The sequence below is a fragment of the Salinispora oceanensis genome (assembly GCF_000383575.1).
GTDB classification, from domain to species: Bacteria; Actinomycetota; Actinomycetes; order Mycobacteriales; family Micromonosporaceae; genus Micromonospora; species Micromonospora oceanensis.
This window is the reverse complement of record NZ_KB911579.1, coordinates 4,295,238-4,318,342: the sequence shown is the minus strand read 5'-3', so window position 1 is coordinate 4,318,342 and position 23,105 is coordinate 4,295,238. Positions and strand designations below refer to the sequence as shown.

Genomic DNA, 23,105 nt, shown 5'->3' with positions numbered 1-23,105 from the left:
CGGCCGGCCCATCTCCAGCATCATCACCTTTCAGCCCCGGAGCGAGACGCAGCGGACGAACTCGCCGGCGAGATTGGCTGCCCTCGAATTTCCGCGCCAGCGATCCGCACCACAGGCCACATCAGCCCGGGGCGGTGATATCCGATCGTCCAGGCCGAGGCGCACCGACGGTCAGGGCTCTAACCCCAACAGGCACCGGTAGAGACTCGGCGTCCACAGCCGTTGGCTAATGACTCAGATCAGCGGCTGCTGATAGCTACGGGACAGTGACAGCAGGTCCGGCTCACCGAACTTCTCCACCAATGCCGCGAACTGGGTCACCTTGTCCTCACCGAACCGCCGCAGACCGGCAGCGTAGGACGCGCTGGTCACGAACGTGGGTGGCGTCGTCTTGCTGTGGAACTTGTCGGCGTACATGATTATCTGCTCTTCCGCTGTATCGGCCATGTAGTCACCCACCGGTAGCGGCAGCCGCTGCTGCAGCACGTCCTCACGGGTGAGCCCGACGCCGGTGTGGTGAGAACAGAACCTGCCGATCAGTTCGGGAAGTCCGGCATCGCGCAGTAGCGCATGCCCCAGCACCCCATGCCGGATGTAGTTCTCGTGATCGAGTTGCCCCGTCGCATCGTAGAGGCGGTAAACACCGATGTCGTGCAGGAGACTTCCCGCTCGCACCAGATCGACATTCAGGGCCGAGGGGTGCCTTCCGAGGAGTTGCTCAGCCACGGCGCAAACGATCTGGCAGTGCGTGTAGACCAGATCGAAGGCTTCCTCGTTCGGCGCGTACCGCTCGTGCAGGACCCGGATCTGCTGGTCGGTCGGCACGACCAGTGCGTAATCGACCGTCACGCGCCTACACCTGCTTCGCAGGGGCGCCACCAGTAGCCAGCAGCGCCGTTCGAGCCAAGATTGCGGTAGGGGCTGCCCTGATCATCCGAGCCTGCCTCCATCCGCGTGACGTCAAGCCATCGCGCCTGGTGAAGCGTCCGCAGAAGAGACCCGGAAGTGTGAGGATCAATCCACCAGACCTGACCCGGCCCGGCCACGCGTGGCTGGTCTCGATCCCCGAGCGGCCTGTAGAACGAGGTCACCAACACCAGGGGCACGACGCCGTCCCACACCTCGACGCGCGGCGGCGGCGCGTCCTGCCGCGCCAGCAGAATTCGCCGCTGCTCGTCCATGCTCTCGTCGAAGAGTTCACCGGCATTGAGCAGCATCTGCACCATGCTCCGGGCCCGAAGCGCCAGCGCGAGTCGCGCCTGCATCCGCGCGGGTCCAGGCTTGATGTCTCGGTATCCCTCAACGATCAGGCCGAGGGCTTCCTCCGCGTTGGAGGCACATATCCTCGATCCGTCGTAGAGCACCTCGACCGGACACGAGGAATCGCCCGGCATCGAACTAGCAACTCGTACGGCCACACGCTCTCCTGACAGCCATTGTTGACAGCACTGGCCGGCGTTCCAACTCTAGCGATAGTCGGCAGCGCTGGCGGCCCCCGCAGACGCGAGCCAGGACCGACCATCGTTCGCCTAGGTTGCGCGCCATCGTCACGCCGAGCAGACCAGCGCCGAAGGTCGCCACCGGCACTGTCAGCAGCACCAGCCCGGCGGTCGCATCGACGAACAGCCAGCGCAGGTCCCGCCAGCTGGCCGGATCGCGCAAAACGGTGCGGAACCGGGCCCACCGGTTGGCCGCGGGCAGGGGACGGTACCGCCGTTCGACGGCAATGCCCAACTCCCGGGCGACGAACCGGCGTCGGCTGTCCGCCATCGCCCGAGCAGCCAGGACCGCACCGGTGAAAAGCGGCACGGTGACCCACAGAACGGCGAGTGTCAGTGTGGTCATCGCCCAGGTCAGCACCAGAACCTCGACGAGCGCCAGCGCGACGAGGACGAACGCCCAGCCGAGCAGGCGCCAGCGGAGGCGGGCCGAGCGCGCCAGTTGAGTTGCCATGGCGCTGATTATCCGGATGCCCGGCGGCCCGGGAAGTGGACTTGAGTCCACCTCGGGGCCGAGGACATGGCACCACTACGGCCTGTCCCCATCGTTGATGTCGATCCCGGTAGCTGGCGATCGCCCAGCGCGCGTCCGCGCTGCCCGCGGAGAGGCCAGCCTTCGGTCCGCCATGACGAAAGTAAAGGGCCGTTCCTGCCGTTGGACAGCTGTGGGCGAGAAGCTGCCCCTCCTAGCGTTGGCCCACGGAAACAGTGATCCGTGGAGGCCAACCTTGATCCAACTTCAGCATCTCACCAAACGCTTCGGCTCGCTCACCGCTGTGGACGGGCTCGACGTCACCATCGAGGCGGGACGGGTGACAGGCTTCCTCGGTCCCAACGGGGCAGGCAAGTCCACCACCATGCGCATGATCCTCGGCCTCGACCGGCCCACCTCCGGGCGAGCCCTGGTCAACGGCGAATCGTATCTGAGCTTGCCGCAACCGCTGCGGGAGGTCGGAGCGCTCCTCGACGCCAAGGCGCTGAACGGCGGGCGTACCGGGCGCAACCACCTGCTGGCCATGGCACACAGCAACTCCATCAGCCCGAGTCGGGTCGACGAGGTTCTCGAGATCGTGGGACTGACGGACGCGGCGCGCAAGCGTGCGGGGACGTACTCCCTCGGGATGGGGCAGCGGCTCGGGATCGCGGGTGCGTTGCTCGGCGACCCGCCGGTGCTCCTGTTCGACGAGCCGGTCAACGGGCTCGACCCGGACGGTGTGCGGTGGGTGCGCCAGCTCATGCGATCACTCGCGGCCGAGGGGCGCACGGTCTTCGTCTCCAGCCACCTGATGAGCGAGATGCAGCTGACCGCCGACCAGGTCGTCGTCATCGGACGGGGAAAACTGCTCACCAACGCCCCGGTCAGCGAGGTCATCGCCACCAACTCCGGCCGGACGATCACCGTACGCCTACCGGACGCCGGTGGGCTCGCCCGGCTCAAGGAGCGGCTACTCCCGCATTCGTCCCGGATACACCACCTCAACGACGAGGAGCTCACCGTCGAAGGTCTCACCCTGGCGGAGGTGGGCGACCATGCCCACGAGTTGGGCGTACGCCTGCACGAGCTGAGCGGCAAACCCGCCTCCCTTGAGGACGCATATCTGCAACTCACCGCAGACAGCGTGGAGTTCGGATCGGCAGTGAGTGGAGGACGGCGATGAACGCGCTGCACGGTGCGGTACGCGCGGAGTGGACCAAGCTCTGGACGACTCGTACCGTGTGGTGGGCGTTGATCACCGCCACCCTGCTGATGGCGGCGGGCGCTGCGCAGTACGCGATCTACGCGAAGGGCGGCGACCTCAGCAGGGACCTGTTCGAGGCGAACGGGCTGGTCGGCCCCGGCACGATCGCGGTCATGGGAGCCTCCTTGGCCCAGTTCGCCCTGATCGCTCTGGCCACATTGGTGATGACCGGCGAACACTCGAGCGGCCTGATTCGCACGACGCTGACCTGGGTGCCGTCGCGGGGACGGGTCCTACTGGCCAAGGGCGCGGTCGTCGGGGCCACCATCCTGGTCGCCGGCATCCTCCTCGGGCTGCTCGGCGCCGGCCTGGCGATCCCGCTGCTCGGGGACCGCGGTGACGTCCAGGGCGGACAGATCACCAGCCACGCCCTCGCGATCGGCGTCTATCTGGCACTGATCGGGGTGCTGTCGATCGGCCTCAGCGCCGCCCTGCGCGGTCCGGTCGCCTCACTCGTCTCGATCTTCGTCGTGTTGGTGGTCATCCCACCGATTCTCACCACCCCCGACAACAAGGTACTCAACCACCTAGCCGCCGCGCTGCCGGGGACCGCCGGCGACCACTACCTGCGCGGAAGCAGCGACCCCTATCCCCCGGCCATCGGCCTGCTGATCGTGGCCGCCTGGGCGGTGGCCGCGCTGCTCGCCGGCTGGTGGGTCATGCGTCGCAAGGACGCCTGACCGGAACGTCACACCGGAGCCGGCCTGGTCCGATCGGGTGTCAGGCCAGGCCGGCCGGGTAGGTGATATTCGATCTACCCGACCCCGATGCGAACACGCAGCAGGTGTTGAGCGCGGCGAGGGGGGCTCGTCGGTATTCGTAGGGTTGGTCTCGACTACGGGGGCATTCGTACCGCTACGCAGCGGGAGTTCGAGCAGAGTATTGGCGTGGCCGGGGGTGTCGCTCGCCACCCTCGACATGATGATTCGTCCCGGGGCGAGCCACGCCCGCCCCACCAAGCTCTGCGCCCCGGCCAAACTGGCCCTTGAGCGGGGCTTGGGTAAGCGTCGGGGTGCGTCGCCACGGCTGCACCCGCTGCTCGGCATTCTGCAGGCGCAGAAGGGCACCGTGCCGCGAGCGCTCGCAACCGCCGGGGTCAACCAGTCCGAGCTCATGATGCGGGTGATCGAGGTACTCACCGTTCACCGTTCACGATGGCTGACGAGCGCCCTGCTCCTCCCGCACCCTCCCTACCTGGCCCCGGCCGATACCCGCTCTGCGGGGCCACCGACCGGAGGCGTCCGCTCGCCGAACGCTTACCAGTGCGGTGGAGACAACGAGCTACGCTCGTCCGGCGCGTACCGCAGCTGCCGGGAGCCGGGCTGCGGCCTGGTCAGCCCGGGTCACACCGCCGACGCTGCGCCTGACCGCGACGCGAAGAAAGGACAGGAGGTAGTCGTTGAACGGGACCAGGGCTGGCGTGTTTTGGTGGAGCTGGATCGGTTTCGCGGCATACTTTGTATTGCTACAGTCTGTTTTCAACGACGCCGCCGGAATCTTCGCGGTGTTCGTCAGCGCCATCGCCGCAGCTCCGGTCGCCGCCGTCCTGCATTACTCCTGGCGTCGCAGAAGAGGCGACTAGAAAGAGACACCTGCCCGGGGGCCAACCGAGGTCCGTACGAGAGGTCGATCCGGACCAGCGCGACGCACGGCCACAGGTGGGACGCCGTGCGGCCTCGCCCCGCCACGACAGCTGGCTGTTGCGCGCAGGCGACAACAGCGAGATTGTCGTGCTCCAGGCCGCGAAATCGGCGGTTGAGCGGTACCGACGGTGCCGGAGTCCGATGTCGACGCGCGCACGGCCGCCCTCCAGTCATCGCAGGCGAGCACGTTCCAGGTCTCGCTCCTGACGTTTCTCGGATAGCTGCCGAATCTGGTCTTCTCACTCCCGGCCGGGATCACCACCGACCGGGTGGATCAGCCTCGGCTCGTGATCGCGTGCGATTCTGGGCCGGATGCTGTTCGTGCTCTCGGTGCCCGTCGTCGCTCTGCTCGGACAGCTGACACTGTGGCACCGCTACGCTGTCGTCGGCCTGTCCGGGATTCTGACCGTCCTGTTCACCGTGGCCTACCGCGGTCAGCTGCCGAGACTTGTGCACACCACCCGGCTCATCGACAGCAACGGCAACCTGGGCACCGCCGAACGCTGGCCGAGTTGATCGGCCCCGCGGTGGGCGGCACGCTGGCGGCTCTGGCGGGCGCCTGATCACCGGAGGGCTGGCACACCGCACGAGCCGGAGCGTCCACCCCCACTAGTCATATTCTTTACCTTGTCGGAGCCCTGCGGTCAAGACTCCACAAGGGATTATGACGAGTATTACATGCCCTTCTAGGCGGACTCACAATGGTAAATAATCATCCCAACTTCACGGCCACGCACCAGGGGAGGGAACTACCATGCGCTGGCGGCGGGCCGAACTTTACGAACTCGGCAGATCCACCCCCTACCCCGAGTAGCGGCTTCTCACGCAATCACCGATTCGGTGCTCAAAATTTCGTGTAGCTGAGCGCGACCGGCCGACCCGGCGCGCTCAGCGCTGCACCATTCCTTGACTGTCGACCCGTCCCGACAAAGGTGAAATATATATGCGCTCGATGCTGCCCAAAAATGGGGCACCATCCAAGTTATTCGGATCCGAAACAACCAATCGAATGATAGTCGACATCCAGGATGCACGCGGTTTACCTGGTCTCGCCTACACGTCGGAAGACATTTTCGCCTGGGAGCTGGAGCGATTCTTCGGGCAGGGCTGGCTGCCGGTCGGCCGGATCGCCGAGTTCGCCGAGAAGGGCACCCAGGCCGCCGTCATGTCGGCCGGGCGCAACATCCTGATCACCGGCACCGGCGACGGGGTGAACGTCTTCGTCAACGCCTGCCGCCACCGTGGGCACGAGCTGGTCGCCCCCACCTGCACGGTCCGGCGCGCCCAGGTCTGGTGCGCCTACCACGCCTGGGTCTACGGGCTGGACGGCGACCTGCGCCGGGCGCCGCGGTTCGAGGACGCCGCCGAGCGACACCCGCAGGGCATGGGCCTACTTCCGGTCCGATCCGCCGAATGGAACGGATGGCTGTTCGTCAACCACTCCGGGGACGCGGACGACTTCGGCGAATCCCTCGGCAATCTCACCGACATTCTCGCGCCCTATCACCTCGGCACCCTCAAACAGGTCGGCACCGAGGTGTACGACGTCCACGCCAACTGGAAGCTCCTCGTCGAGAACTACCTGGAGTGCTACCACTGCCCCAGCACGCATCCCGAACTCAGCAAGGTCCAACGAACCGTTAACGGCGAGGGATTCGCCAGCACCGGGATGTGGCTCGGCGGTTCCCTTGATCTGAAGAACTCCGCGGCGAGCATGTCCCTCGACGGAAAGGGCCCGGAGTGGACGTTTCCTGAGCTCGACGAGAACCGGGCACGACAGGTCTGCTACCACGCGGTGCTACCCGGACTTTTCGTCACCGCGATGCACGATTACGTGGTCACCCACCGCCTCGACCCGGTCGCCGCGGATCGCACCCGGGTAATCTGCGAATGGTTCTTTCCGGAAGAACTGCTGACCAGCACCGGGTTTACGCCGGACTATGCGATCGATTTCTGGAAGACCACCAATCAGCAGGACTGGGACGCCTGTTCGTCCACCCAGCGGGGCGTCTCCGATCCGCGGTACGTCGCCGGCCCGCTCGCCTCGCACGAGGAGGAGCTCCACACCTTCGTACGGGCCTTGGCCGACGCGTACCGCAACGACAGCCAGCTTCGTCCGCTATGGATCGAACGGTGAGCGGTACGCGAATCCGGACCGGCATCGTCGTCGTCGGGGCGGGTCTGTCCGGTCTGTGCGCCGCGGAGGCGCTCGCCGCGGACGGGCACGATGTCGAGGTCCTGGAGGCATCCGACCGGCTGGGTGGACGCACCCGCACCGAAGCGGCGCCGCTCGGACTCGAACTGGACTGCGGCGGTGCCTACCTCGGGAACCGGCACACCGAGGTCCGGCAGCTGGCCGACCGGCTGGGCGTGCCGCTCCAGCGGACTGTCGCCCCCGGCGCCGCACTGTTCGACCTGTCCGGTCGCCGGTACCGGGACGACGCCGACGCGCCCTTCAACGCCCTGGCCCTCGGCCTCGCCCTAGACCGCATCGAAGAGCTGACCGAGGCGGTCGACCTCCACTCGCCCGGCTCGTCACCGGACGCGGAGCGGCAGGACCGGACCACCGTGCACGAGTGGTTGAGCACCGAGCGGATGACCTCCGCAACCACGTTGCTGATCGAGCAGATCGTGCGGGAGATGCTGGCCTCGGAGCCGGATGAGGTGTCCCTGCTCCACTTCCTCTTCTACGTCAAATCCGGCGGCGGTCTCGACTTCCTCACCGCCTTCGCCGGCGGCGCCCAGGAGTTCCGCCTGGCCGGTGGAGCCGCCGGACTCAGCGAGCGGCTCGCCGCCCGGCTGGACCGCCCGGTGCGGACCGGTCGCCCGGTCCGCCGCATCTGCGGCACCACCGGCGGGATCCGGGTGGAGGCCGACGGCTTTGTCGCCGACTGCGACCGGGTCGTCCTGGCGATCGGACCGGCACCGGAACGAGCTGTCGAAGTGGCGATCCCGGGCGTGGCCGCCTCGCCGGTGCCGGCATCCACCGGCGGCTCGGTGGTGAAGATCCACCTGGTCTACCGGACGCCGTTCTGGCGCGACAGCGGGCTCAGCGGCTGGGTCACCGCGGACCGGGCACCGCTGCGCTTCCTGGTCGACGACTCCAACGGGCGCGACGGCCTCGGTGTCCTGGTCGGATTCCTGACCGGGGCGGAAGCCCGGGCCTACCGCGCCGGCCGGATCACCTGGGCAGGCCTCACGGCCCGGCTGGCGGACTGGTTCGGGCCCCCGGCCCTGGCTCCCGTGCACGTCACCGCGCAGGACTGGCAGCGGCAGCCGTGGGTCCAGGGCTGCTACGCGGCGGTGCCACATCCCGGCGCCTGGCTCGACGCCGGATCCCCCGGCGACCCGGGCGGTCCCCTGCACCGGGTGGGTGCAGAGCATTCGCCGTACTTCTTCGGCCACCTCGAGGGCGCCGTCCGCTCGGCGAACGCTCTCGTCCAGCGGATCCCCCGCCCGGCCGGATCCGGCGAACAGGTACCGCGGTGAGCGCTCCGGGCGTCCGGCACGGTCTCCTGCTCCCGAACGCCGGCTACTACGCCGACCCGGCACGGCTGGTCGACGTCGCGGTCCGCGCGGAGGAGTCCGGCTGGGACGGACTGTTCCTCTGGGACCACCTGATGTTCGCCCGTGAACTGCGCCTCCCGATGGCCGACGCGTGGACCGTCGTCACCGCGATCCTCGCCCGCACCACCCGGCTACGCAGCGGCCCGTTGATGACCCCCCTGGCCCGGCGCCGGCCGTGGAAGGTGGCCCGGGAGGCGACGACACTCGACCACCTGTCCGCCGGGCGGCTGGTGCTCGGGGCCGGACTGGGCGCCGAACCGGACCTCGACTTCGCGGCGTTCGGCGAACCCGCCGGGCCGCGGACCCGGGCCGCGAAACTCGACGAGGCGCTGCGCGTGCTCTCCGGCCTGTGGCGCGGGACCGAGTTCAGCCACACCGGCGAGCACTACCGGGTCGACCGGGCCACCTTCCTGCCGACGCCCCGCGGCACCGACCGGCACGGCCACCCGGCCGTCACCGTCTGGAGTGCCGCCACCTGGCCCGCCTCACAGACCGGAGCGCTGCGCCGCGCCGCCCGACTCGACGGCGTCGCCCCCATGGTCCGCGACGACCACGGGCAGCTGCGCGGCCCGGAACCGGCGGAGCTGACGGCCATTCTGAGCCGCCTGGCCGAACTGGCACCCGAGCAGCCCCCGGACCGCCCGTACGAGGTGGTCGCCCTGGACCGCAGCCGGCCCGGCACCGGGCAGGCCGCCGACCGGACCGGCCTGCTGGCCGCCGCCGGTGCGACCTGGCGCATCGAGGCGTTCGACCCCTGGCGCCGATCCCCCAAGGAACTGACCGGCTGGCTCGACGCCGGCCCGCCCGACAACGATCGGAGAGCAGTATGACCGTCACGTCGCCGGCTCGTCCGGCTGAGCCGCGCAGCGCCGACCCGAGCCCCTGGCCCGAGCCGATCCGCTCGTGGAGCGGGCACCCCGCCGCAGCGGCGCCCGCCCGGTGCATCCACGATCTCGTCGCGGAGGCGGCCCGCCGCACCCCGGACGCCGTGGCGGTGTCCAGCGACGCGGACCGGCTGACGTACGCCGAACTGGACGCCTTCGCGACCGCGCTCGCCGCACACCTGGTCAAGCGCGGAGCCGGACCGGATCGGGTGGTCGCGGTGCTGGCCGAACGGTCCCCGCGGCTGATCGTCGCGCTGCTGGCCATCCTCAAGGCGGGCGGCGCGTACCTCGTCCTCGACCACGACGCCCCGCCGGCCGCCCTCGCCGCCCTCGTCGCGGACGCGGACCCGGTGCTGCTGCTGGCCGACCCGTCCCTGCCTGGCACCACCGGCGCCTGCCGTGCACCGATAGCCGACCTGGACCAGCTCCTCGCCGAACCGGTCACCGACCCGGCGCCCGCCACCCCGGTCACCCCGGACGACCGGGCGTACGTCAGCTACACCTCGGGGTCGACCGGCGAGCCGAAGGGCGTGTGCGTCCCGCACCGCGCGGTCGCCCGGTTGGTGCAGCAGCCGGACTGGGCGTCGTTCACCGCGGACGACGTGTTCCTGCAACTCGCGCCGGTCGCCTTCGACGCGTCCACGCTGGAGATCTGGACCCCGCTGACCCTCGGGGGCCGGCTGGCGATCCACCCAGCCGGCCGCACCACCCCCGACACGCTCGCCGAGGTCCTGGCGGACGAGCAGGTCAGCGTGCTGTGGCTGACGGCCGGTTTCTTCCACCACATGGTCGACACCCGGCTCGACGCCCTCGGCGGCCTGCGGCACCTGCTCGCCGGTGGGGACGTCCTGTCGCCCGACTTCGTCGGTCGTCTGCTCGCGGCGCACCCGCACCTCACCTTCACCAACGGCTACGGTCCGACCGAGAACACCACCTTCACCACCTGCTGGACGGTGCGCGGCCCGGCCGCCATCAACGGGCCGGTCCCCATCGGGCGGCCGGTCAGCGGGACCGGCGTGGCGCTGCTGGACGCCGGGCACCAGCCGGTCCCGGTGGGCGAGGATGGCGAGTTGTACGCCTTCGGCGAAGGCCTGGCCAGCGGCTACCTGGGCCGCCCGGACGCGACCGCCGAGAGGTTCCGGAACCTGCCCGGACCGGACGCGACCCCGGTCCGCATGTACCGCACCGGCGACCTGGCCCGCTGGGAACCGGACGGCACCCTCACGTTCCTCGGCCGGGCCGACCAGCAGGTCAAAATCCAGGGGTTCCGGGTGGAACCCGGCGCGGTCGAAGCCGCCCTGACCCGGCTACCGGAGATCAGCAAGGCAGCGGTCGTCGCGCAGGCCGACGACGGCACCAAGCGGCTGCAGGCCTTCGTGGTCACCGCCCCGGACGCGCCGGCCGGTCCGGCCCTCGTCGCGCACGTGCAGGACCGGCTCCGCGACACGCTGCCGGCCTACCAGATCCCGCACACGGTCACCGCCCTGGACGAGCTGCCGCTGGGGCCGACCGGCAAGGTCGACCGGTCCGCGCTGCACGGACCCGCCGTGGCGGGCCGCAGCTGCACCGCAGCCTTCCGGGCACCGCAGGGAGAGCTGGAGACCAGCATCGCCGGGATCTGGTCCGAGCTGCTGAAGGTCGATCCGATCGGCGCCGACGACGACTTCTTCGAACTGGGCGGGCACTCGTTGCTCGCCGCGCGCGCCCTGCACGCGATCCAGCGCGCGCACGGCGTCCGGCTCACCTACTTCGACCTGCTCGAACAGCCCACGGTCGCCGGTCTCGCCGCCGCGGTCGAGGACCCTGCCCACTGACCTGCCACGCCCGTTTCCCGCACGAGGAGGACGACGTGACCGTGACCGCCCTGGCGAAGACCGGCATCAGCCACCGACAGTGGTGGCGCCGGCACGCGCCCGCCGAGCAGGTGAGTCGATGACCACGCGGAACGTGACGCCGCCGGAGACCGAGCAGGCTGGCCGCCTGCCCCTGACCGCCGGGCAGCAGCGCATCTGGTTCGCCGAGATCTTCGAGGACGCGGCCCCCGCCTACAACGTCCCGGTGGCGGTTCGCCTGCGCGGCCCGCTCGACGAGCAGCGGCTGCGGACCGCCCTGGACGCACTGGCCCGGCAGCACGCCGCGTTGCGCGCCCGGTTCCCGGTCGACGAGAACGGCGAGCCGTGGCACGAGATCGACCCGCACGCCCCGTTCGACCTCGATATCGTCGACCTGACCGGCGGCACCGTCGAGGCGGCCCGGACCGCCGCCGCCGGGTTCGGCTGGCAGCCGCTGGACCTGGCGAACGGGCCCCTCGCGCGGGCCCAGTTGCTGCGCCTCGGTCCCGACGACGCGGTCCTGGTGTTCAACGTCCACCACATCGTCTTCGACGACTGGTCCACCGGCATCCTGCTGCGCAACCTCGGCGCGGCGTACCAAAAGGGGGCAGCCTGGACGGGGCCGGAGCTGGACTATCCGGACCTGGTCCGGCAGGAGAACGAACGCCTGGCCGGGCTCGACGCCGAGAAGCACCTGCGGTACTGGGCGGACGGGCTCGCCGGGCTGCGGCACCTGGCCGTGCCCACCGACCGGCCCCGTCACCGGCATCACCGCGGCGCGGGTGCCGCCATCCACTTCGTCATCCCGGCCAGTACGGCGGCCGGCATCCGTGCGCTGGCCCGGACGTCCCGCTCGTCGGTCTACATTGTGCTGCTCGCGGCGCTACAGGCCACCCTGAGCGACTGGAGCGGCAGCCCGGACGTCGCGGTGACCTCACCGGTCGCCACCCGGTCGGTTCCCGGCAGCGAGGACGTCGTCGGCTACCTGGTGAACACGGTGGTGCAACGGGTCCGCGTCGTGCCCGGCAGCTCGTTCACCGCCCTACTGGCCGACACCCGCCGGACCGCACTGCACAACTACGCCCACCAGGACATCCCCTTCGACCAGGTGGTCCGCCGGGTGTGCCCGCGGCGGACCCCGACCGGGACCGCCCTGTTCCAGGTCGGCTTCAACTACCAGAACGCGGTGGGCGAGACACTGGACCTCCCGGGAGTCTCGGTCGAGCCGGTCACGGTGCCCCGGGCAACCGCCAAGTTCGACCTGCTGCTTGACGTCGCCGACGAGGCCGGCGCGATGACCGCGTTCTTGGAGTATGACTCCGGGCTGTTCGACCCCGCCGGCATCGAGGCCCTGAGCGAGACGCTGACGCGCGGGCTCGCGGCGGTGGCCGCCGACGCCGACGCCGGGGTGGACGTCTTCGCCGTTGCGCCGTCTGCTGCCCTGCGGCTGCTGGCACCGCTCGGCCTGGTCCCGTCCCGGCGCCCGGCGCCTGCGGACTTCGCCCTGACCGCCGGTCAGCAGCGAATGTGGACGGCACACCAGCTGCGGCCGGACTCCGCCGAGCACGCGTGTCCCCTGGCCCTCTCGCTGGACGGCCCGCTGGACCGGGCCGCCCTGACCGAGGCGCTGACCGGGCTGGTCTCCCGGCACGAGGCCCTGCGCGCCCGCATCGTCGCCGGCGCGGGCGGCCGGCCGCACTGGACAGCACGCCGCCCGGCCGCGATCATCCCCCGGTACGCCGACCTCCGGAGCGCGGCCGACCCGGCCGCCGTGCTGACGGACCGGCTGGCGGACGAGCTCGCCCGTCCGTTCGACCTCGCCGCCGGGCCACTGACCCGGGTCCTGCTGGTCCGCACCGGAGATGACCGGCATGTGCTGCTGCTGTCGGTCGCACACGTCGCCGCCGACGGCCAGTCGCTCGACGTCCTGCGCGACGAGTTGCTGCACCTGTACCGGGAGGCCGCCAGCGGGGACGGCCCGGCCCTGCCGGAACCAGTGTCATTCCGCGACTTCACCCTGGCCCGAGTGGCCGAGGAAGCCGAGCCGGCCGCGGAGCGGCTCGACTGGTGGCGCCGCCGGCTCGCCAAAGCCGTCGCACCGCAGCTGCCAGTTGATATCCCCGGAGCCGCGGCGCGGACCGGGCGCGGCGCCACCCTCACCATCACCGTCCCGGACGGCACCACGGCGGCGCTGCGCCGATTGGCGGCGAGCTCACGGACCACCGCGAACGTGGTTCTGCTGGCCTGCTTCCACGCGCTGCTGTCCCGCTGGACTGGAACCCCCCGCACGTGTGTCGGCACGCCGCTGGCCGACCGCCTGCACGCGGACGGCGAAACCGTCGCAGGCTTCTTCGTCGACACCGTCCCGCGCCCGGTCGACCTGTCCGCGGACCCGACGATGCTGTCCCTGATCGAGACCGTCCGCACCGGCGACCTGGACACCCACCGGTACTCCCGAGGCCGGGTCCGGTCGGCAGTGGGCCGGGCGGTCCCCGGCTGCTCGGTGGAGGGACTACTGGCCGAGCTGCGCCGCCGGGGTGACCTGCCGGCCGAGAGTCCGTTCACCGTGCTGTTTGACGTGCGGCACGTGGACCGGACGCCGGTGGCCGTCGCCGGCCTGACTGTCCGCGATGCCGCGCTCCCCCGGCTCAGCGCCTCCGCCGACCTCACCGCTGACCTGGAGCTGGACGCGGAAGGCGGGTTGAGCGCGACGATCGAGTACGCCACCGACCTGTTCACCACCGCTGCGGCCGAGCAACTGGCCGCCCGCTTCCTGGCCGTGCTGGAACAGACCGCCGCCAGCCCGGGCATCCGGGTAAGCGAACTGGACGGTGGCGGTTCCGCGATACTCCCGTGGGACACGCGGACACCCACGGACGAACCGGACCGCCCGATCCATGACCTGATCACCGAGCAGGCGGCGCGCACCCCCTCGGCCACAGCCGTGGTCTGCGGCGCGGGCCGGCTCACCTACGCGGAACTGACCGAGCGGACCGGAGACCTGGCCCGGCGGCTGGTCGCCCTCGGCGTGCGGCCGGAGCAGCCGGTGGCCGTGCACCTGCCGCGCGGCGTCGACTCGGTGGTCGCCCTGCTGGCAGTGCTCCGCGCCGGCGGCACCTACCTGCCGGTCGACCCAGTCCTGCCGGCCGACCGTAAACGCGCTCTCCTGCTCGACTCCGGGACCAGGTTCGCCGTCGTGGACGGCGGCCTGACCCTGCCCGACGGCGTCGTACCGGTCCCGGTCGCCGGCCCGGAAGCCGGCGCGGGCCCGCTGCCCGCAGTGGATGTCCAACAGCCGGTGTACCTCATCTACACCTCGGGAACGTCCGGCCGGCCCAAGGCCGTCATCGGGCTGCACGGCATGCTGACGCGGCACTGCCGGGCGATGGCCGCGGCGTACGAGCTCACCGCCGCCGACCGCGTCCTGCAGTTCGCCAGCCACTCGTTCGACGCCTCGCTCGAACAACTGCTGCCCGGACTGACGGTGGGCGCCACGGTGGTGCTGCGCCCGGACGAGCTGTGGCAGCCGGAGGAGTTCCCGGAGCTGCTGCGACGCACGACGGTGACCGTCGCGGAACTGCCGCCCGCCTACTGGTCCGCCGTCGTCAACCGCCTCGGCGACGCGCCGCCGCCGGACCTGCTCCGGCTGCTCGTTCTCGGCGGTGAGGCCGTATCCGGTGACGTCGCCCGACGCTGGCTCGCGTGGGCTCCGCGGTGCCGGCTGGTGAACACGTACGGCCCGACCGAGGCGACCATCACCGCCACCGCCGTCGATGTCACCCTGGCGGAGGCGCAGGCGGAGGTCGTCGGTATCGGCGGCCCTCGGTACGGCACGCGGGTGCACGTGCTCGACGACGCCCTGCGGCCGGTGCCACCCGGCACGACCGGCGAGCTGTACATCGGCGGGTGCCTCAGCCGCGGGTACCTCGGGCGGCCCGCGCTGACCGCCGAGCGGTTCCTACCCGACCCGGTGGTCCCCGGCGAACGCATGTACCGCAGCGGCGATCTGGTTCGGGCCCGGGCCGACGGGCGCCTCGACTTCCTGGGTCGGGCCGACGACCAGGTGCAGATCCGCGGCCACCGGGTGGAGCCGGGTGAGGTCGCGGCCCGGCTCGCGGTGGCGCCCGGGGTGGAGACGGCGGCCGTCGTCGACCATCTCGCACCCGAGCCTGGCGCGGAACGCGTCCTGGTCGGCTACGTGGTGCCGGACGCCGGGCACCGCCTGGACGCCGCCGCCCTGAGCCGCTTCTGCTCCGCGACGCTCCCGTCGTACATGGTCCCGGCCCTCTTCGTCGAACTCGACCGGCTGCCGCTGACCACGGCGGGAAAGGTGGACCGGCAGGCCCTGCCCGATCCGCGGCGAAACGGCCTGCGCGGTACGGGCCGTACGGAGCCCCGCAACGACCTGGAGCAGCTCGTCGCGGACCTGTTCGCCGCGGTCCTGCAGACGGACCCGCCGGGGGTGTTCGACGACTTCTTCCACCTGGGCGGGCACTCCCTGCGCGCGACCCAGCTCGTCGCCCGCCTCCGCGAGAGCTTCGACATCGAGTTCTCCCTGACCGAGCTGTACGCCACCCGGACGGTGGCCGCCGTCGCCGAATCCGTCCTGGGCGCCCTCGTCTCCGACACGCAGGAAGGCACCGCATGACCATCGAAGAGCTGCCTCGCGCCGAGACGGACCCGCGCCTGGAGGCGGTCCGGGCCCGGATCGCTCGCGCAGGCACCCGTCTGCGCCAGGGCGCGGCGCACGGCGGCGGCCTACCGGTCCAGCCGCCGGGACCCGTGCCGCTGGCGCCGGGACAGGCCGGCATCTGGTTCTCCGAACAACTGCGGCCGGGGACGCCGCTGTACAACGTGCCGCTCGCCGTCCGGCTGACCGGCCCGCTCGACGTGGACGCGCTGCGCGCGGCGCTGGACGCGGTGACGGCCCGGCACGAGGCGCTACGCACCGTGTTCCAACTCGGGCCGGACGGCGAACCAGTCCAGCAGACCGCTCCCGCGGCACCGGTCGCGCTGCCGGTCATCGACGTCACCGAGGCCGAGCTGCCGCAGGCGCTGCGTACCGCCGCCGAACAGCCCTTCGACCTGGAACGCGGGCCGCTGCTGCGGGCCTGGCTCCACCGGGTCTCCGCCCGGCAACACGTCCTGCTCGTCACCGTCCACCACCTCGTCCTGGATGGCTGGTCGGGCGGCCTGCTCCTCGCCGACCTGGCCCGCGCCTACACCGGCGAACTCCCGGCGGGCGTGGCGGCACCGGCCTTCCGTGACGTCGCCGCTTGGCAGCACGGGCGACTCGCCGACGGTGCCCTGGACGACCAGCTCCGGTACTGGCGGCAGCGGCTCGCCGGGCTGCCCGACCTGGAGATTCCCGGCGACCGGCAGCGCCCGGCAGACCGGGACTGGCGCGCCCACAGCGTCCGGCGGGAACTGCCCGCCGCCACCGCGGCGGCCGTCCGCCGGTTGGCCGCAGCCCACGACACCACACCGTTCACCGTGCTGCTCGCCGCGTACGGCACGTTCCTGCACCGGCTCACCGGCCAGGACGACTTCGCGGTCGGCGTACCGGTCGCCGGTCGCGAGCGTACCGACCTCGAATCGGTGGTCGGCCTCTTCGCCGGGGTGGTACCGGTCCGGCTGGAGCTGACCGGCCGGCCCGGCTTCAACGAGGTGCTGAGCCGTACGGTCGCTGGCTCGCGCAACGACTTCGCCCACCCGCAGATCCCGTTCGACCGGCTCGTCCGCGAGCTGCGCCGGGACCGCGTCGCGGGCAGCCAGCCGCTGGTGCAGGCGATGGCCGGGACCGAACCGACCGCCGTGGCGCTGACGTTCGGCGCGGCGGCCGGCACCGAGCAGCCGGTCGACGTGGCTCTCGCCAAGTGCGACCTTGACCTGAGCGTCCTGGACGACGGCGAACGCCTCGCCGTCACCCTGGTGGCCGCCGCGGACCTGTTCACCCCGGCGGCCGCGGAACAACTGGCCGGCCAGTTCCGCAGCCTGCTCGCCGGGCTGACCGGGGCGCCCGACCGGCTGGTCTCCGAGGTGGACCTGCTGGACGCGGACGAGCTGCACACCGTCCTGCGTACGTGGAACGACACCGCCCGGCCGCTGCCCGCCGCGTCGTTTGGCGAACGCTTCCAGCAGTGGTGCCGCCGCACACCCGGTGCGGTCGCCGTGATCGAGGGGGACAGGACACTCAGCTACCGCGAGCTCGACGAGCGGGCGAACCGGCTGGCCCGGCTCCTGATGGAGCGGGGCGCGGGCGCCGAGACGTTCGTGGCCGTGCTGCTCCCGCGGTCCGCCGATCTGCTCGTCACCCTGCTCGCCGTCATCAAGGCCGGGGCCGCGTACCTGCCCATCGACCCGGACTTCCCGCTCGAGCGGATCGCCTACCTGCTGTCCGACGCCCGCCCGGTGCTGGTGGTGACCGACACCGCCACGGCCGAGCGGCTCGGCCCGGACGACAGCACCGGGCTCGTGGTCCTGGAGGAGACCGACACCGGCGGCTATCCCGCCACGGAGCTGCCCGCCGTCCCCGCCGGACACGCCGCGTACGTGATCTACACATCGGGATCGACCGGCCGGCCAAAAGGTGTGGTGATCACCCGGGCCGCGCTCGATAACTTCCTGACGGCCATGGCCGAACGGTTCCCCCTCACCACCGATGACCGGGTCCTGGCCACCACCACCACCTCGTTCGACATCGCCGGCCTGGAGCTGTACCTGCCGCTGCGCTCCGGCGCCGGCGTGGTGCTCGCCGACGCGGACACCGCCCGCGACCCGGCGGCACTGATCGACCTCGCCGGCCGCCACCGGGTTACCCTGGCCCAGGCCACACCGACGCTGTGGCAGGCCCTCGCACCGGAGCTGTCCGGACCGGCGCTGGCCGGAATTCGGGTCCTGGTCGGGGGCGAGGCGCTCCCCGCCGAACTGGCCCGCCGGCTACGCGACGCCGGCGCCGAGGTCACCAACATGTACGGACCGACGGAGACCACCATCTGGTCTACCAGCGGCCCGGCCAGCGAGGGCAGCACCCGCCGCGGGTCCATCGGGGTGCCCATCGACAACACCCAGGTGTACGTCCTGGATGCGAACCTGCGCCCCGCCCCGATCGGGGTCCTCGGTGAACTCCACATCGCCGGAGAAGGGCTGGCCCGCGGATACTGGAACCGGCCCGGACTGACGGCCGAGAAGTTCCTGCCCGACCCGTTCGGCCCGCCCGGTGCCCGGATGTACCGCACCGGCGACCTGGTCCGCTGGTCCGCCGCAGGCGACCTGGAGTACCTGGGCCGCACCGACCACCAGGTCAAGCTCCGCGGATTCCGGATCGAGCTCGGAGAGATCGAGACGACGCTGCTCGACGCCGGTCCGGTGCGCCGGGCCGCGGCGGTCGTCCGCGAGGACCGCCCCGGTGACCTGCGACTGGTGGCGTACGTGATCCCGGACGGCCCGGTCGACCCCGACGCGCTGCGCACAGAGCTCTCCCGGACGCTGCCCGACTACATGATCCCGGCGGTGATCGTGCCGGTGCCGGACTTCCCCACGACACCGAACGGCAAGCTCGACCGCGCCGCGCTGCCCGCGCCGGACTACGGCACCCGCAGCGCCGCCCGCCCGCCGCGGGACGACCGGGAGCGCTTCCTCTGCACCGCTTTCGCCGAGGTGCTCGGCCTGCCGGAGGTGGCGGTCAGCGACAACTTCTTCGCACTCGGCGGCCACTCGCTGCTCGCCTTCCGGCTCCTCGCCCGGATCCGCGACGAGTTCGGCGCCGGCTTCTCCCTGCGGCGGCTGCTGGCCGCCCCGACCGTCGCCGCCGTCGCCACGGAACTCGCGGCCGAGGCGTCCACCGGTGATGACGCCGTCGACCTGGCCCCGGTGCCCCGGGATGAGCCGCTGCCCCTGTCGCCGATGCAGGAGTCGATCTGGCTGGCAGATCAGGTGACCGGCGGCGACAGCGTCTACAACGTGCCGCTGGCGCTGCGGCTGATCGGCCCGCTGGACCGGGGGGCGCTGCGCCGCGCGCTGAACCGGGTGGTCGACCGCCACGAGATGCTGCGCACCCGAATCTACCCCGGCCCGGACGGGATGCCGGTCCAGGTCGCGGACGCCGCCGGATGCGGCGCGACACTCGACGAGCGCGATGCCGCACCGGGCACGGACCTCGCGCAGCTCCTGCTGGCCGAAGCCGCCCTCGGTTTCGCCCTCGCGACCGAGCACCCGCTGCGCACCGTGCTGTGGCGCCTTGATGAGCGGGAGCACGTCCTGCTGCTGACCGCCCACCACGTGGCGGTTGACGCCTGGTCGATGGACCTGATCCAGCGCGACCTCACCGAGCTGTACGCGGCCGACACCGGGCACCGTGAACCCGAGCTCGGCGAGCCGGCCCTTGCGCAGGCCGACTACGCGGTCTGGCAGCGCCAGTCCGCGCAGCGCGGGCGGTACGCGGCGGAGCTGGACTTCTGGCGCACCGAGCTGACCGGCGCCGTCGCCACCGAGGTCCCCGGCGACCTCCCGCGCCCGGCCACGCCCGGCGGCGGTGGCGGCGCGGTGGAATTCGCGCTGGCACCGCGGCAGATCCAGGGCATCCGCGCGCTGGCCCGCCGGTGCGGTACCACGGTGTCCACCGTGGTGCTCTCGGCCCTGCAGACCCTGCTGTACCGGATCACCGGCGGCGACGACGTCGTGCTCGGCAGCACCGTGTTCGGGCGCGGCGACCCGCGGCTGGACAACCTGGTCGGCTGCCTGGTCAACACGGTGGTCCTGCGGGGTGACCTGTCCGGCGCCCCGACGTTCCACGAACTGCTGCGCCGCACCCACGCCCGGACCACGGACGCCCTGGCCCACCAGGAGCTCCCGTTCGAGCATCTGGTCGTCGACCGCGGCGCCGGCAGCGGGCCACTGTTCCGGATCATGTACAGCTTCAGCAGCCAGGAGCCGGCCGGCCGCAGCGCCGGCGACGTGGACCTCGAACCCGTACCCGTACCGGTCACGACCTGCAAGTTCGACCTCGTCCTGACCGTGCTGGACGACGGCTCGGCGCTGGAGGGCGTCCTCGAGTACGCCGATGACCTCTATCTGCCCGGCACCGCCGAACGGCTCGTGACATCGCTGACCAATCTGCTCGCCGCAGCCGTCCGTACCCCGGACATCGCGGTCACCCGCCTGGCCATCACGTCCGAGAGCGACACGGTACGCACGTCCCGGTGGGGGCGTTCCGAGCAGCACATCGGCGACGACCGTACGGTGCACCAGCTCGTTGAGGCGCAGGCCGACCGGACCCCGGGGCGGACCGCGCTGCGCACCGCCGACAGCAGCCTCACCTTCGCCGGCCTCGACGCCCAGGCGAACCGCCTGGCCCACGCCCTGCACACCGGGGCGCTGGGGGCACCGCCGGTCGGCCCGGAGACACCGGTGCTGCTCCTGCTGGACCGGAGCCCGGACCTCGTGGTCGCGATGCTCGCCGTCCTCAAGGCAGGGGGCTACCTCATCCCGGTGGACCCGGCCTACCCGATGGCCCGGCTGACCCGAATCGCCGGCACGGTGACACCCGCGCTGGTCCTGACCCGCACCCGGCAAAGTGGGGGCCTACCGGGGACCGAGGTCTTCGGCGACGTGCCGGTGGTGGCGCTGGACCGGGTGGCCGACCGGCTCACCACGATGCCGGACCAACGCCCCGAGGTGACCGTCGACCCCCGCAGCCTGGCCTACTCGATTTTCACGTCCGGGTCGACCGGGCAGCCGAAAGGCGTCGCGGTGGAGCACATCGGGTTCGTGCGCTACCTCTCCTGGGCGGCCGCGAACTATCCGACTGCCGGACGGCGCGGCACCCTGGCGCACTCGTCGGTCGGCTTCGACCTGACCATGTCGGCCCTCTTCGAGCCGCTGGTGTCCGGTCGCGGCGTCACCCTGATGCCAGCCGATGCGACCCTGGCCGAGCTGGCCGAGGAACTATCCGGGCCGCTGGCGTACGACTACATCCGGCTCACCCCGTCGCACCTGCGCCACCTGGTCGGACACTGGACCGGCCAGGGGCAGCCACCGGCGGCGCGCGGCTGGGTCGTCGGCGGCGAGACGCTGGACCCGGCTCTGGTGCGGCAGCTGCTGGAGCTGCGCCCGGACGCCGAGGTCATCAATCACTACGGGCCGACCGAGACGGTGATCGGGCGGGTGGTGCACCCGGTGCGCGATGCCGGGGAGCTGGCTGGGGACAGCCCACTGCCGCTCGGCCGCCCGCTCGGCGAGACCCGGCTCCAGATTCTCGACGCGTGGCTCGAGGCGGTTCCGGTCGGGGCCGTCGGGGAGCTCTTCATCGGCGGCGACGGCATCGCCCGCGGCTACCTCGGCCGGCCCGTCCTCACCGCCGAAAAGTTCCTGCCCGACCCGGCCGGCGAGCCGGGCGCGCGGATGTACCGCACCGGCGACCTGGTGCGGTGGCGCGGCGATGGGCTCCTCGACTTCGTCGGACGGGTCGACGACCAGGTCAAGCTGCGCGGCTACCGGATCGAGCTGGGCGAGATCGAGACCCGCATCGCCGAGCACCTTGGGGTGAAACAAGCGGTGGTGCTGGTCCGCGACGAGCAGTTGGTCGGCTGGTTCATCCCGGCCGAGGACCACCCGCCGGTCACCGTGTCGGCGCTGCGCCGGTTCTGCGCGGAGCAACTGCCAGAGTTCATGGTGCCGAACCAGTGGGTAGCCCTCGACGCCTTCCCCCTCACGCCGCACGGCAAGGTCAACCACCCGGCACTGCCCGGCCCGACGTCCGGACGACCGGAACTCGAGGACCGGTACCAGGCGCCACGCACCCCCGGCGAGCAGCTGCTGGCCGAGTTGTGGTCCACGGTCCTGGGCACCGACCGGGTCGGGATCGAGGACAACTTCTTCGACCTTGGCGGTACGTCGATCTCCGTCATCCAGCTCTCCGGCGCCTGCCGCCGGGCCGGGGTGGAGATCTCACCCAAGGACGTCTTCGAGCAACCGACCGTCCGTGGACAGGCCATGCGCGCGATCGCGCGGAGCCGCGACGATGCGTACGCCCCGGTGCTGGACACCGTCTTCGGCGCCGGGCACACCGGCACGACGCGGACGGTGGTGACCCTACGTGCCGCGGGCGACGGGCGCCCGGTGTTCTGCGTGCACCCGAGCGGCGGCGGCGTCGCCTGGTACCTGCCCCTGACGCGTGCCCTCCCCACGGCGCACCCGGTGCACGCGTTCCAGCCGCTGGGCATGGACGGGCGGGAGGCACCCGCGGAGACCATCGAGGACATGGCCGCCGGGTATCTGGCCGACCTGCGACTGGTGCAGCCGGAGGGCCCGTACGTCGTGGTCGGCTGGTCCCTCGGCGGCACCATCGCCTTCGAGCTGGCGCGGCAGCTGGACCGGCTCGGCGAACCGGTCCAGCTGATCCTGCTCGAACCCACCCTGCCCGAGGTGGCCCGGACCATCGACCTGCACCGGCCGGCCCGGGACAGCTACCTGCGCGGCGCGGACCTCGCGGAGCGGATCCTCCGGCTGCCCGCCGGCGATCCGGAAGGCGACCGGCTGCGGGCCGAACTGACCCGGCTGCTGGAAGACGCCGGATACTCGGCCGGCGAGGTCAGCCTCGGCGACGCCCTGCCGATGCGCGCCTGCGGCCAGATGCTGGCGGCCTTCGCCGAGTACCGCCCACTCCCGCTGCCGGACGAGTCGACGGTGCGTACCCAGTTCGTGGTCTCGGCCGAATGCACCGACGCCACGCCCGAACGCCCCTCCGGTACCTCGCACACCGCCTACGGCCCGTACGCGGCCGGGTGGCGGAAGCTGCTGGGCCGGTCCGCGGCGCCGCGAACCATCCAGCTGCCAGGCATCCACGCCACCATGCTCACCACCGACCGCTGTCCCACCGTCGTCAACGCCTGCGTGGAAGCACTGGGCACGGCGGACGGCGCTCGCCGGCACTGACATCCAC

Annotated in this window: 12 protein-coding genes; 9 read left to right on the top strand and 3 right to left on the bottom strand. The window is 71.6% G+C overall.

All coding sequences use genetic code 11. From position 1 onward, the window contains the following. Positions 1-234 precede the first annotated feature (234 nt). The 3 genes from SALPAC4_RS0119915 to SALPAC4_RS0119905 are packed head-to-tail and all read right to left on the bottom strand — an operon-like array spanning position 235 to position 1,953. The gene (locus SALPAC4_RS0119915; protein WP_019871831.1) at positions 235-849 is read right to left on the bottom strand and encodes an HD domain-containing protein; all 615 of its coding nucleotides are present in this window, start codon (positions 847-849) and stop codon (positions 235-237) included. Beyond that, on the bottom strand, positions 846-1,394 hold the full coding sequence (locus SALPAC4_RS0119910) for a hypothetical protein (protein ID WP_223874801.1): 549 nt from the start codon (positions 1,392-1,394) through the stop codon (positions 846-848). The genes SALPAC4_RS0119915 and SALPAC4_RS0119910 overlap by 4 nt, the downstream gene beginning before the upstream one ends. 4 nt (positions 1,395-1,398) lie before the next feature. Then, a complete protein-coding gene (locus tag SALPAC4_RS0119905) occupies positions 1,399-1,953 on the bottom strand; it encodes a sensor domain-containing protein (protein WP_019871829.1) in 555 nt (184 codons plus the stop codon). Positions 1,954-2,227: 274 nt separating this feature from the next. Here SALPAC4_RS0119905 and SALPAC4_RS0119900 point away from each other — a divergent pair, with 274 nt between their 5' ends. The 9 genes from SALPAC4_RS0119900 to SALPAC4_RS0119845 all read left to right on the top strand — a co-directional run bounded on the left by SALPAC4_RS0119900 (position 2,228) and on the right by SALPAC4_RS0119845 (position 23,098). After that, positions 2,228-3,157, top strand: a complete 930-nt coding sequence (locus tag SALPAC4_RS0119900) for an ATP-binding cassette domain-containing protein (RefSeq protein ID WP_019871828.1) — start codon at positions 2,228-2,230, stop codon at positions 3,155-3,157. Continuing rightward, positions 3,154-3,918: an ABC transporter permease gene (locus tag SALPAC4_RS0119895; protein ID WP_019871827.1), complete on the top strand. Its 765-nt coding sequence runs from the start codon at positions 3,154-3,156 to the stop codon at positions 3,916-3,918. The genes SALPAC4_RS0119900 and SALPAC4_RS0119895 overlap by 4 nt, the downstream gene beginning before the upstream one ends. Positions 3,919-5,193: 1,275 nt before the next feature. Continuing rightward, positions 5,194-5,397, top strand: a complete 204-nt coding sequence (locus SALPAC4_RS0119880; protein ID WP_019871824.1) for a hypothetical protein — start codon at positions 5,194-5,196, stop codon at positions 5,395-5,397. 493 nt (positions 5,398-5,890) lie between these two features. Next, entirely contained in the window at positions 5,891-7,018 is a 1,128-nt protein-coding gene (locus SALPAC4_RS0119875) for an aromatic ring-hydroxylating oxygenase subunit alpha (protein ID WP_019871823.1), read from the top strand. Next, entirely contained in the window at positions 7,015-8,370 is a 1,356-nt protein-coding gene (locus SALPAC4_RS0119870; RefSeq protein WP_019871822.1) for a flavin monoamine oxidase family protein, read from the top strand. The genes SALPAC4_RS0119875 and SALPAC4_RS0119870 overlap by 4 nt, the downstream gene beginning before the upstream one ends. Beyond that, on the top strand, positions 8,367-9,278 hold the full coding sequence (locus SALPAC4_RS0119865; protein ID WP_019871821.1) for an LLM class flavin-dependent oxidoreductase: 912 nt from the start codon (positions 8,367-8,369) through the stop codon (positions 9,276-9,278). The genes SALPAC4_RS0119870 and SALPAC4_RS0119865 overlap by 4 nt, the downstream gene beginning before the upstream one ends. Then, on the top strand, positions 9,275-11,146 hold the full coding sequence (locus SALPAC4_RS0119860) for a non-ribosomal peptide synthetase (protein ID WP_019871820.1): 1,872 nt from the start codon (positions 9,275-9,277) through the stop codon (positions 11,144-11,146). Before SALPAC4_RS0119865 ends, SALPAC4_RS0119860 begins: the two co-directional genes overlap by 4 nt. 118 nt (positions 11,147-11,264) lie before the next feature. Beyond that, on the top strand, positions 11,265-15,812 hold the full coding sequence (locus tag SALPAC4_RS0119850; protein WP_019871819.1) for a non-ribosomal peptide synthetase: 4,548 nt from the start codon (positions 11,265-11,267) through the stop codon (positions 15,810-15,812). After that, entirely contained in the window at positions 15,809-23,098 is a 7,290-nt protein-coding gene (locus tag SALPAC4_RS0119845) for an amino acid adenylation domain-containing protein (protein ID WP_019871818.1), read from the top strand. The genes SALPAC4_RS0119850 and SALPAC4_RS0119845 overlap by 4 nt, the downstream gene beginning before the upstream one ends. Positions 23,099-23,105: the final 7 nt, after the last annotated feature.